Below are 12,113 nucleotides of genomic sequence, written 5' to 3'. Positions count from 1 at the left end.
TCTCATGAAGCAACGCGCCCTGCTACTGGTCGATTTGCAAAATGATTTCTGCGCGGGCGGTGCGCTGGCCGTCGCCGAAGGTGACAGCACCGTTGACGTGGCCAACACGCTGATTGACTGGTGCAAAGCCCGCGGTGAAGCCGTTGTCGCAAGCCAGGACTGGCACCCGGCGAATCACGGCAGCTTTGCCAGCCAGCATCACGTCGAGCCATTCACTCAGGGAGAACTCGACGGGTTGCCACAAACCTTCTGGCCGGATCACTGCGTACAGCAGACACAAGGCGCGGAGCTGCATCCGCTCCTGAAACAGAAAGCCATCGATGCGGTGTTCCATAAAGGGGAAAACCCGGCTATCGACAGCTACAGCGCGTTTTTTGATAACGGGCATCGCCAGAAAACGGCGCTGGACGCGTGGTTACGTCACCATGAAATCACGGAGTTGATTGTGCTGGGGCTGGCAACCGATTACTGCGTGAAGTTTACCGTGCTGGACGCGCTCCAGTTAGGCTATACCGTCAGCGTCATCACCGATGGTTGCCGTGGGGTGAATATTCAGCCGCAGGACAGTGCCCAGGCGTTTATGGACATGGCCGCGGAAGGTGCGACGCTGTATACGCTCGAAGACTGGCTGGAAACGCAGGCGTAGTCTTTTATGCCGGGTGGCGGCTTCGCCTTACCCGGCAACCCCTCTCCGATCTCCCATAAAGTGAACTCCCTCGCATCCTCAGCGAAGCGGCAATGCTATTCTCATCAGGTTGTTTTTTCGCCACGCCTTTTCCGTGGCGTGGTTAATTTTATTATGTCAAAGAGGAACTTGTATGAAACGTATGCCTTTGCTGGCAGCTTTGCCCCTGCTGTGCGCTTCCGTTGCTTCTGCCAGTAACCTGATGTCCGTAGGCTACTTTAACGGCGGAGGTGACGTCACTGCCGGACCGGGTGGCGACATCAACAAATTAGACGTCCGCCAGATTACGCATCTCAACTACTCATTTGGTCTGATCTATAACGACGAAAAAGACGAAACCAACGCCGCGCTGAAAGACTCGACCAGGCTGCACCAGATCTGGTTATCACCCAAAGTCGCCTCCGACCTCGCATTCATCCCGACCCTGCGCAAACAAAACCCGAACCTTAAGGTCCTGCTCTCCGTCGGCGGCTGGGGCGCACGCGGTTTCTCTGGCGCAGCGGCAACCAAAGAGAGTCGCGCGGTGTTTATCCGCTCCGCGCAGGAGATTGTCGACAAGTACGGTCTGGACGGGATCGATCTCGACTGGGAGTACCCGGTGAATGGCGCATGGGGTCTGGTTGCAAGCCAGCCCGCCGACCGGGATAACTTCACCGCCCTGCTAAAAGAGATGCGCGCTGCCTTCGGAGACAAAAAGCTGGTAACCATTGCGGTGGGCGCCAACGCGGAAAGTCCGAAAAGCTGGGTGGATATCACCGCCATCGCTCCCCTGCTCGACTACATCAACCTGATGACCTACGACATGGCGTACGGAACGCAATATTTCAACGCCAATTTGTATGACTCCAGCACGTGGCCGACGGTGGCCGCTGCAGATAAATACAGCGTCGATTTTGTGGTGAACAATTATCTGGCCGCCGGGCTGAAGCCGCAGCAGATGAACCTTGGGATCGGTTTCTATGGCCGCGTGCCGAAACGCGCCGTGGAGCCGGGCATTGACTGGAGCAAACCCGACGCACAAAAAAATCCAGTTACCCAGCCCTACTTCGGGCCACAGGAGATCGGGTTGTTCAGGTCACTCGGCTATGACCTGACCAAAGATACCTACGTGAAGTACAACGATATCGTGAAAAAGCTGTTGAACGATCCGCAGAAGCGCTTTACAGAGCACTGGGACGACCAGGCGAAAGTGCCGTGGCTCTCGGTGAAGGGTGCCGATGGCAACGCGCTGTTTGCGATTTCGTATGAGAACCCACGTTCCGTTGCCATCAAAGCGGACTATATCAAAGCGAAAGGCCTCGCCGGGGCGATGTTCTGGGAGTATGGCGCGGATGACGAAAACCAGTTAGCGAAGCAGCTGGCGGCGTCGCTGGGGATCCCGCACTAAGCTGCATTGTGCCGGGTGGCGCTAACGCTTACCCGGCCTACATTGAGATCATTATTTGAAAGTGGCAATCGGCTTCGGCGTGATGCCGAACTCTTCTTTCAGCTCACGCTTGCTCTTCATCACCATCTGGCCGTTGGTGTCGATGGTCATGTGCTGCGCGTCGGTGTTATTGCGCGCCTGCCACAGCATGACCAGTTGCAGGCTGTTCTCTTTTTGCTCCGGCGTCAGCGCGACGCCGTCAGGCCATTTTCCGAGCTCAACGGCGGTGACCAGACGCTGATAAATCTCCGGCGTCATGCCGCTAATCATCTCTTCAATATTCACAATCGCTCCCTTTAGCAGGAATAATTTGCTGAATCGTTTTTTCAACCTTTGATCTGGTCGCCGTTTTCATCGTCGCTGAAGCTCAGGGAGGCTGAATTGACGCAGAAACGCTCGCCCGTTGGCTGTGGTCCATCCGGGAAGACGTGACCCAGGTGTGCATCACAGTTGCCGCAACGTATTTCCGTGCGCACCATGCCATGGGACGAGTCAGTCAGGTAGCGGATTGCCTCGTCGCTCACCGGCTCGTAAAAGCTCGGCCAGCCGCAGCCAGAATCGTATTTCGTCTGGGAATTGAACAACGGCGCATCACAGACCAGACAGTGGTAAACGCCATCGCGTTTGTTATGCAGTAAACGTCCGGTGAACGGCGGCTCCGTGCCGTGATTCTGCGTCACGTAAAACTGCATTTCTGTGAGGTTTTTTTTCAAATCGTCAGGGTTACGTTGGTTCGACATAGGCTTACATCTCGCTGTAGAAACAGACATCTTTTAACCCGGATTCTAACAAAACATTAACACCCTTGCGTGCACTTTTGATCTAAACTTATGTGTCGCGAAAAGGCGGTCAGGCAATTGTGATCATGTTCACATTTTTATCCTGAGAGGACTTTAAAATCCCGGGCGCAGCCCCCATGTGGTTGCAAGCTCAAAGGGAAAGTGAGGCGAGTCAGTCGCACAAACGTTAGTCACAGGATTGATTTGTCGCAATGATTGACACGATTCCGCTTGACGCTGCGTAAGGTTTTTGTAATTTTACAGGCAACCTTTTATTCACTAACAAATAGCTGGTGGAATATATGACTATCAAAGTAGGTATCAACGGTTTTGGCCGTATCGGCCGTATTGTTTTCCGTGCTGCTCAGAAACGTTCTGACATCGAAATCGTTGGTATCAACGATCTCCTGGACGCTGAATACATGGCGTACATGCTGAAGTACGACTCAACTCACGGTCGTTTCGACGGCACCGTTGAAGTGAAAGACGGCCACCTGGTTGTTAACGGCAAAACCATCCGCGTTACTGCTGAGAAAGACCCAGCTAACCTGAAATGGAACGAAATCGGTGTTGACGTTGTAGCTGAAGCTACCGGTATCTTCCTGACCGACGAAACTGCACGTAAACACATCACTGCGGGTGCGAAAAAAGTTGTTCTGACCGGTCCTTCCAAAGACAACACCCCAATGTTCGTTCGTGGTGCAAACTTCGAGACTTACGCTGGCCAGGACATCGTTTCTAACGCATCCTGCACCACCAACTGCCTGGCACCGCTGGCTAAAGTTATCAACGACAACTTCGGCATCATCGAAGGTCTGATGACTACCGTTCACGCAACCACCGCTACTCAGAAAACCGTTGACGGCCCGTCTCACAAAGACTGGCGCGGCGGCCGTGGCGCGGCTCAGAACATCATCCCATCCTCTACCGGTGCTGCTAAAGCAGTAGGTAAAGTACTGCCAGAACTGAACGGCAAACTGACTGGTATGGCGTTCCGCGTTCCAACTCCTAACGTATCCGTTGTTGACCTGACCGTTCGTCTGGAAAAAGCTGCTTCTTATGAAGAAATTAAGAAAGCAATCAAAGCTGCTTCCGAAGGCGCAATGAAAGGCGTTCTGGGTTACACCGAAGACGACGTTGTATCTACCGATTTCAACGGCGAAGTGTGCACTTCCGTGTTCGATGCTAAAGCAGGTATCGCACTGAACGACAACTTCGTTAAACTGGTATCCTGGTACGACAACGAAACCGGCTACTCTAACAAAGTACTGGACCTGATCGCTCACATCTCCAAATAAGTTGAGATGAGTGTTTGATCCAAAAAGGCGACTTCGGTCGCCTTTTTTATTGCCAAGACAGAGGATTGCTTAATGATTAATAAAATTTTTGCACTTCCGGTAGTCGAACAGCTTACCCCTGTGCTTTCCCGCCGTCAGATTGACGGTGCCGATGTCATCGTCGTTGACCATCCGCGCGTTAAAGCCTCCGTGGCACTGAACGGCGCTCATCTGCTCTCCTGGAAACCGGAAGGTGAAGCCGAAGCTTTATGGCTGAGCGATGCGACCTCTTTTAAAAAAGGGGCAGCCATCCGCGGTGGCGTACCGATCTGCTGGCCATGGTTTGGCCCTTCCGCACAGCCGGGTCTGCCTTCCCACGGTTTTGCCCGTAACCAGCAGTGGACCCTGAAAGCGCATAATGAAGATGACAACGGCGCTGTGCTGACCTTTGAACTTCAGGCGAATGATCAAACGCGTGCCCTCTGGCCGCATGATTTCACCCTGTACGCCCGCTTTAAGCTGGGTAAGACCTGTGAAATTGAACTGGAAGCCCACGGTGAGTTCGAAACCACCTCTGCCCTGCATACCTACTTCCACGTGGGTGACATCGGCGCGGTGAAGGTGAGCGGCCTTGGCGATACGTATATCGACAAAGTCGACAACGCGAAAGAAGGTAAACTGAGCGACGGGGTACAGACTTTCCCTGACCGTACCGACCGCGTCTATCTGCATCCGGAAGCCTGCAGCGTGATCCACGACGGCGCCCTGAACCGTGGCATCGAAGTGGTTCATCATCATCACAGCGACGTGGTGGGCTGGAACCCGGGCCCGGCGCTTTCTGTCAGCATGGCCGACATGACGGATGAGGGGTATAAAACGTTTGTCTGTGTGGAAACCGCTTGCGTGAGCACGCCGCAGAAAGCGAGCGATGAAAAACCCTCTCGCTTAGGACAGACAATTAAGATTGTGAAGCGCTAGGGGATTCCGCTTCTCTGCACCATATAAAAGCAAACGGGGCGCAAGCGCCCCGTTTTAATGCACGAACTGCACGTTAGCAGTGCAATCAGAACTTGTAGGTCACACCGACTGAGAAAATGCCTGCCCAGGACTTGTCGACCATCGGGCTGTCTTTCACCTCATCGCTCAGACGTTCGTAACGGCCAGTACCGTATACGCTCCAGTCCCCGAGGAAGTTATAGCTAGCGGTCAGCTCCAGGTAGGGATTCCAGCCATCATTAGCGCTGTAGCTTTTCAGACCACTGCGACGGGACTCATTTTTAGAGACGCCGTAATAGTAGTCGTTGTAGTTCTCGCTGTTGTACTGCACACCGATACCTGGCGTCAGGGTCAGCGCACCGTTGGTGTAGCGGTATAACCACGCCAGATCCCAGATAAAGCCGTTGCTGTTATCCAGCGTATCGCCCGCGAGGGCAGTACGCAGGAAACCGTACTGGGTGTTATGCACATAGGAAAGCCCAGCCATCAGGGTGCCTTTACGCTTGTCGAGCTGACGAAGCGCGTGGCTGTCGCTGTCGCCCGGCTTGAAGTGCGTTGGGTCGTAGTAAGCCATAATGGAGAGCTTATCGGCCGTATCGTTCCACAGATAGTAGCCACCGCCGAGCCCATGGAACCAGACGTTATCGCCTTCATAGGTGACAACGGGAACGGGATAAAGATCACGGTCATACTGTTTGTACGGGCTGTTAATGACGCCAACGCCCGCGCCAACCGTCCACTGACTTTCCGCCTGTGCGGTACTTACTGCGGTCGCGGCAAGGATGCCCAATGCCAGAAGTTTGAGTTTGGTCACAATCCATTCTTTCCTGTAGTCAAATAATCAGCGGGTGAAGTGTAACCGCCATTCCCGTACATCCCAAAATTTTTTGCCTGCTAATCAGTCTGATTAACCCATTATTTTTAACTTTTCAGATGACAACCCGCTTTCATTTATATGACCACTGTATGAAAAAGGGGCATTTGCCTTATCACCACAGTGGAAATTTTTGGATGAGTTATTGATATGTCATTGAAATTAGATTTTATCGGCATGCAAGTTTTGCAAATGCCATCTACGCTTTAATTTAAGAAGAGTTTTCCTGAACACCCCGCGGTGCTTAGCGTCCGACCTGGCACACAGGTTGCTGCTCTGGCAGTGAGGTGCGAGAGATCCTCTTCCGGGAGCCTCCACTACTCATACGAACGGCTCTTATCCTGTGCTAAAAAACGAAAGGACGGCATGCCATGAATATATTCGATCACTATCGCCAGCGTTATGAAGCTGCCAAGGACGAAGAGTTCACACTGCAGGAGTTTCTTACCATCTGTCGGCAAGATCGCAGTGCTTATGCCAATGCGGCAGAACGGCTATTGATGGCTATTGGTGAGCCAAACATGGTTGATACTGCCCTGGAACCCCGGCTTTCCCGTCTCTTTTCGAATCGGGTGGTCGCCCGCTACCCGGCGTTTGAAGAGTTCTATGGTATGGAAGATGCCATTGAACAAATCGTCTCTTACCTGAAGCATGCTGCTCAGGGCCTGGAAGAGAAGAAACAGATCCTCTATTTACTCGGCCCGGTGGGGGGCGGTAAGTCCTCGCTGGCAGAACGCCTGAAGTCGCTGATGCAGCGCGTGCCTATCTGTGTGCTGAGCGCGAACGGCGAGCGCAGCCCGGTCAACGACCATCCGCTGTGCCTGTTTAACCCGCAGGAAGATGCGCAAATTCTGGACAAAGAGTATGGCATCCCGCGTCGCTATCTCGGCACCATCATGTCGCCGTGGGCGGCGAAACGCCTGCACGAGTTTGGCGGCGACATCACCAAATTCCGCGTGGTGAAAGTCTGGCCGTCTATCCTGGAACAGATTGCCATCGCGAAAACAGAACCGGGGGATGAGAACAACCAGGACATCTCCGCTCTGGTGGGTAAAGTCGACATCCGTAAGCTGGAAAACTTCGCGCAGAATGACCCGGATGCCTACGGTTACTCCGGCGCGCTGTGCCGAGCAAACCAGGGGATTATGGAGTTCGTCGAGATGTTTAAAGCACCGATCAAAGTGCTGCACCCCCTGCTGACGGCGACCCAGGAAGGGAACTACAACGGGACGGAAGGTATCTCCGCCCTGCCGTTTAACGGGATCATTCTCGCCCACTCGAACGAATCTGAATGGGTGACTTTCCGTAATAACAAAAACAATGAGGCGTTCCTTGACCGCGTTTACATCGTCAAAGTGCCTTATTGCCTGCGGATCTCCGAAGAGATCAAAATTTACGAGAAATTGCTTAACCACAGTGAGCTGGCGCATGCCCCGTGCGCACCCGGCACCCTGGAAACGCTGTCACGCTTCTCCATTCTGTCGCGTCTGAAAGAGCCGGAAAACTCCAGCATCTACTCAAAAATGCGCGTGTATGACGGTGAAAGCCTGAAAGATACCGACCCGAAAGCGAAGTCCTATCAGGAATACCGCGATTACGCCGGGGTTGATGAAGGGATGAACGGTCTGTCCACGCGTTTTGCGTTTAAGATCCTCTCCCGCGTCTTTAACTTCGACCATGCGGAAGTGGCGGCTAACCCGGTTCATCTGTTCTACGTGCTGGAGCAGCAAATCGAACGCGAGCAGTTCCCACAGGAGCAGGCTGAACGCTACCTGGAGTTCCTGAAAGGTTACCTTATTCCAAAATACGCCGAGTTCATTGGCAAAGAGATCCAGACGGCCTACCTGGAGTCCTATTCAGAATACGGGCAGAACATTTTCGACCGTTATGTCACCTACGCTGACTTCTGGATCCAGGATCAGGAGTACCGCGACCCGGATACCGGCCAGCTGTTTGACCGTGAATCCCTGAACGCGGAGCTGGAAAAAATCGAGAAGCCGGCCGGGATCAGCAACCCGAAAGACTTCCGTAACGAGATTGTGAACTTTGTCCTGCGCGCCAGAGCGCACAACAACGGCCGCAATCCGAACTGGACCAGCTACGAGAAGCTGCGCACGGTCATTGAGAAGAAAATGTTCTCTAATACCGAAGAGCTGTTGCCGGTGATCTCGTTTAACACCAAAACCTCAACCGATGAACAGAAAAAGCACGACGATTTTGTCGACCGTATGATGGAGAAAGGCTACACCCGCAAACAGGTTCGCCTGCTCTGCGAATGGTACCTGCGCGTGCGTAAATCGTCTTAAAACAAGTGCCCGGTGGCGTTTAACGCCTGCCGGGCCTACAAAATGCAAGTTGGCAAATGCAGTACGGGAGGTATATGACCTGGTTTATTGACCGGCGTCTTAACGGCAAAAACAAGAGCACGGTGAACCGCCAGCGCTTCTTGCGTCGTTATAAAGCGCAAATTAAACAGTCTATCTCCGAGGCCATCAACAAACGCTCGGTGACCGACGTCGACAGCGGCGAGTCTGTCTCCATCCCCACCGATGACATCAGCGAACCGATGTTTCATCAGGGGCGAGGCGGTCTGCGCCATCGCGTACACCCAGGTAATGACCACTTCGTTCAGAACGACAGAATTGAGCGTCCTCAGGGCGGCGGCGGTGGTTCAGGAAGCGGTCAGGGACAGGCCAGCCAGGACGGTGAAGGTCAGGACGAATTTGTCTTCCAGATCTCAAAAGATGAATATCTCGACCTGCTGTTCGAAGACCTGGCGCTGCCGAATCTGAAAAAGAATCAGCACCGTCAGCTCAATGAATACAAAACCCATCGCGCGGGTTATACCGCCAACGGCGTGCCCGCCAATATCAGCGTCGTGCGTTCGCTGCAGAACTCGCTGGCGCGACGCACGGCCATGACGGCAGGAAAACGTCGTGAGCTGCGCGAACTGGAGAGCAGCCTGAAGGTGGTTGAAAACAGCGAGCCGGCGCAACTGCTGGAAGAAGAACGCCTGCGTAAAGAGATTGCCGAGCTGAGAGCGAAGATCGACCGGGTACCGTTTATCGACACCTTCGACCTGCGCTACAAGAACTACGAAAAGCGTCCGGAACCCTCCAGCCAGGCGGTGATGTTCTGTCTGATGGACGTTTCCGGTTCCATGGACCAGGCCACCAAAGACATGGCGAAGCGTTTTTATATTCTGCTCTATCTCTTCCTGAGCCGAACGTATAAGAACGTGGAAGTGGTCTATATTCGCCACCATACCCAGGCCAAAGAGGTGGATGAACACGAGTTCTTCTACTCTCAGGAGACCGGGGGCACCATCGTCTCGAGCGCGCTGAAGCTGATGGATGAAGTGGTGAAAGAGCGTTACGACCCGGCGCAGTGGAACATCTATGCCGCGCAGGCGTCGGACGGCGATAACTGGGCAGATGACTCACCGCTGTGTCACGAAATTCTGGCGAAAAAGATTCTGCCGGTGGTGCGTTACTACAGCTATATCGAAATCACCCGTCGCGCACACCAGACCCTGTGGCGGGAGTATGAACATCTGCAGTCGATGTTTGATAATTTTGCCATGCAGCACATCCGTGACCAGGATGATATTTATCCCGTGTTCAGGGAGCTGTTCCACAAGCAAAGCTCTACAACCTCCAATTAGATGTTATTAATCAGCCAGTTAACTATGTTTTTCTGGCTGATTTTATTGCATTTTCATTCTTAACTTTTACCATGTTTTTCATTCACTTAAATTTTATTTTGGGGAATGTGATTTTTAAGAAAGGATTACGCAAAACTTCTTTTGACCTTAGGCTGGCCGTTATGGCGATGGAGGTTCAAGTCCTCTCGTACCGACCAAAGCCACACAAAAAACCAGCCGCATATGGCTGGTTATTTTTCAGTGACGCATGGGGAACTTTATCTATATTGCGGGCAATCATCATCTAATGCACGATTCATGAAGAACGTCACCCTACCCAGCACTTCTATTTCTTGAAGCGCAGCTCCCTCAATCGCTTCACCATCATCCGTAATGAGCGCCTTGCCCATGAGTTTTGCAAATTGTGAGTGGCCGTCACACAGAATTAACAATACATCTCCAGGTGTTTTTTTCGTTGCTGGCTCTATGACCGTAAACCCCACATCCGTTTCAAGCACCCTGCTATCAGCACCCATATTGCACAGAATTGCTGGAGTTAGTCGGCGCTCTACGTAGTCTGTTGCTGGTGAAGGAAATCCCATTATAGAACTCTCCCCATGTTGCGCAGGAACCAATAACGGTTGTCGCTGCCGTCTGTCGTCTTGTCGGCGAAGCCAGGCTGGTTCCGCTCTATCCACGAATTTGCATCGGCCCTGGTAAAGTGCCAGTTAAAGCCCCTCAAGTACTGAATGAAACTATCTGTCCTCAGATAGCGATAACCTTTTGGGTTAAGCTCAATAGCCGCTATAAATGCGGCATTTATGTCTGCTGTGCGTGGCATCATTACCTCACAAAAAGCTGAGTTTATATACAGTACTTTCATTTATGTTTACGCGTAAGATACCTCAGCAGCAGGGAATGTTTAGCAGTTCGCCACTTTGCTTCTAAGTTCCTATTTCAAATCGGTTTATCGCTGTTGTAAATCATCTACCCATAAAGCTGAATGAACATATTTTAACCAAGATTGATACAAGAAATGTTCTGATGCGCGCAATATGATATATCATATATAGCTGTCTCATTCCCTTTTTGCCCCTATAACTAACATTAAATTGACTCATCTCTTACACTTGAGTCAGATAATCTTTCTAACCTCATGATTTAGCATTGAAATTTTCGTGCATTAGCTTTCATATGTCCTCTTAAAATGTTACTATTGTAAAAAATATTCCATCTCCAGTTAATATCAGAGCCTATATAATGAAAAAAAATATTTTATCCATACATTATATTAGAGGTATATCAGCCCTAATGGTAGTATTGTTCCATTTTCGCGGCGTGTTAAATGATGTTTATGCTCAAAAAGATTTAGGTAACATACTATTTAGATGGGGAGAGATAGGAGTTGATGCGTTCTTTATTATAAGCGGATTTATTATTTGCCTTTCAACAAAAAATAAAACACCAGCAAAAGAGTTTGTGCTAAAAAGATTTTTCAGAATTTACCCGGCTTATATTTTATTTGTAGCATTCAGCATATGCGTAGCTTATAAAACATCCCCAGCATCCATGACAGATATAATCAACGCAATTCTGATTTTACCACTTGATTACTCAAAAGGTGGACCATTCTTTGGCTACTCTTACTTAACAGTCGCATGGAGTTTGTTTTATGAGATATCTTTCTATCTAATATATATGCTATCAATGATTATATCACATAAATACAGGGGACTTATATGTTCAGGTATGATTGCTGCATTAGTTTTCATTCCTCAGTTGTTAGAAAGCGGCACAATATCGTTAAATCCAATATCTCAAAGTAAGTTTGAAATATTGCTTTATTTAAACATCCTTACATCACCTATGATGTTAACGTTTATAGCAGGAATAGCTATTTATGAAGCGATTCCTATCCTGCGCTTTGTATCATTGCACTTCAGCGAGTGGGCAATAAGGATACTTTTTTATAGCGGGATATCTTTCTTTATATATTGTTTTTTAACTGGGTTTAATTCCTGGCATGGAATAACAAACTCTGTTTTATTCATCCTCCCTGCCATCACATTCGCAATATTATATGAAATGAAAATTGGCGTATCTGAAAATAAACCCCTCGCGTTTCTAGGTGATATATCATACTCTTTGTATTTGAGTCATCTTATAGTATTAAGCATCCTGAATAATTATGGGGGCGAGTTTTATTCATTGTCACACGGGTTTAGCAAAATGTTTATTCTTGTTTCTTCCTCTTTAATTATATCTTACTTGGCTTACAATGTAATCGAAAAACCGTCAACAAAACTTTGCAGGAAACTTCTCTCGTATCGGCCTCGGTTTAATGCTTTAACATGAATAGCTATGTCTGATTAATTAGTAAACCACAGCCAGCAAGAAATAATGCTGGTTGTGATATCAGCTTATAAATCGATA

General features: G+C 50.3%; 12 protein-coding genes. 7 read left to right on the top strand and 5 right to left on the bottom strand.

Annotated features, from left to right (window positions below):
- The first annotated feature begins 4 nt into the window (after positions 1 to 4).
- Both pncA and LDK53_RS09395 read left to right on the top strand, forming a co-directional pair.
- On the top strand, positions 5 to 646 hold the full coding sequence (gene pncA / locus LDK53_RS09400) for a bifunctional nicotinamidase/pyrazinamidase (protein ID WP_025757381.1): 642 nt from the start codon (positions 5 to 7) through the stop codon (positions 644 to 646).
- Between the two features lie 172 nt (positions 647 to 818).
- On the top strand, positions 819 to 2,072 hold the full coding sequence (locus tag LDK53_RS09395) for a glycoside hydrolase family 18 protein (protein ID WP_225285811.1): 1,254 nt from the start codon (positions 819 to 821) through the stop codon (positions 2,070 to 2,072).
- A 51-nt stretch (positions 2,073 to 2,123) separates the two neighbouring features.
- Here LDK53_RS09395 and LDK53_RS09390 read toward each other — a convergent pair whose 3' ends face one another.
- Together LDK53_RS09390 and msrB are read right to left on the bottom strand one after the other, a co-directional pair.
- Positions 2,124 to 2,396: a YeaC family protein gene (locus tag LDK53_RS09390; RefSeq protein ID WP_025759331.1), complete on the bottom strand. Its 273-nt coding sequence runs from the start codon at positions 2,394 to 2,396 to the stop codon at positions 2,124 to 2,126.
- Between the two features lie 41 nt (positions 2,397 to 2,437).
- Positions 2,438 to 2,851, bottom strand: a complete 414-nt coding sequence (msrB, locus tag LDK53_RS09385) for a peptide-methionine (R)-S-oxide reductase MsrB (RefSeq protein WP_025759332.1) — start codon at positions 2,849 to 2,851, stop codon at positions 2,438 to 2,440.
- 341 nt (positions 2,852 to 3,192) lie between these two features.
- On the opposite strand from msrB, the gene gapA reads away from it, so the two are divergent.
- Together gapA and LDK53_RS09375 are read left to right on the top strand one after the other, a co-directional pair.
- Complete coding sequence (gapA, locus tag LDK53_RS09380; RefSeq protein ID WP_014831506.1) at positions 3,193 to 4,188, top strand: glyceraldehyde-3-phosphate dehydrogenase; 996 nt, start codon at positions 3,193 to 3,195, stop codon at positions 4,186 to 4,188.
- A gap of 72 nt (positions 4,189 to 4,260) precedes the next feature.
- Positions 4,261 to 5,145, top strand: a complete 885-nt coding sequence (locus tag LDK53_RS09375; protein ID WP_045285250.1) for a D-hexose-6-phosphate mutarotase — start codon at positions 4,261 to 4,263, stop codon at positions 5,143 to 5,145.
- An 85-nt stretch (positions 5,146 to 5,230) separates the two neighbouring features.
- On the opposite strand, the gene LDK53_RS09370 is transcribed toward LDK53_RS09375, so the two are convergent.
- The gene (locus LDK53_RS09370; RefSeq protein WP_225285809.1) at positions 5,231 to 5,977 is read right to left on the bottom strand and encodes a MipA/OmpV family protein; all 747 of its coding nucleotides are present in this window, start codon (positions 5,975 to 5,977) and stop codon (positions 5,231 to 5,233) included.
- Between the two features lie 431 nt (positions 5,978 to 6,408).
- On the opposite strand from LDK53_RS09370, the gene yeaG reads away from it, so the two are divergent.
- Positions 6,409 to 8,343: a protein kinase YeaG gene (gene yeaG, locus LDK53_RS09365; RefSeq protein WP_225285798.1), complete on the top strand. Its 1,935-nt coding sequence runs from the start codon at positions 6,409 to 6,411 to the stop codon at positions 8,341 to 8,343.
- Between the two features lie 74 nt (positions 8,344 to 8,417).
- Positions 8,418 to 9,701: a YeaH/YhbH family protein gene (locus tag LDK53_RS09360; protein ID WP_025759340.1), complete on the top strand. Its 1,284-nt coding sequence runs from the start codon at positions 8,418 to 8,420 to the stop codon at positions 9,699 to 9,701.
- A 257-nt stretch (positions 9,702 to 9,958) separates the two neighbouring features.
- Here the strand turns inward: LDK53_RS09360 and LDK53_RS09355 are convergent, their stop codons facing one another.
- Positions 9,959 to 10,282 (bottom strand): hypothetical protein, encoded by a 324-nt coding sequence (locus LDK53_RS09355; protein WP_225285787.1) that lies wholly within the window; start codon positions 10,280 to 10,282, stop codon positions 9,959 to 9,961.
- Complete coding sequence (locus LDK53_RS09350) at positions 10,282 to 10,521, bottom strand: hypothetical protein (RefSeq protein WP_225286143.1); 240 nt, start codon at positions 10,519 to 10,521, stop codon at positions 10,282 to 10,284. Before LDK53_RS09350 ends, LDK53_RS09355 begins: the two co-directional genes overlap by 1 nt.
- Before the next feature lie 419 nt (positions 10,522 to 10,940).
- On the opposite strand from LDK53_RS09350, the gene LDK53_RS09345 reads away from it, so the two are divergent.
- The gene (locus tag LDK53_RS09345; protein ID WP_225285785.1) at positions 10,941 to 12,035 is read left to right on the top strand and encodes an acyltransferase family protein; all 1,095 of its coding nucleotides are present in this window, start codon (positions 10,941 to 10,943) and stop codon (positions 12,033 to 12,035) included.
- The last annotated feature ends 78 nt before the right edge of the window (positions 12,036 to 12,113 follow it).

It is taken from the genome of Enterobacter sp. K16B (assembly GCF_020216105.1).
Taxonomy (GTDB): Bacteria; Pseudomonadota; Gammaproteobacteria; order Enterobacterales; family Enterobacteriaceae; genus Enterobacter; species Enterobacter sichuanensis.
This window is presented reverse-complemented; position numbering and strand designations above follow the sequence as displayed.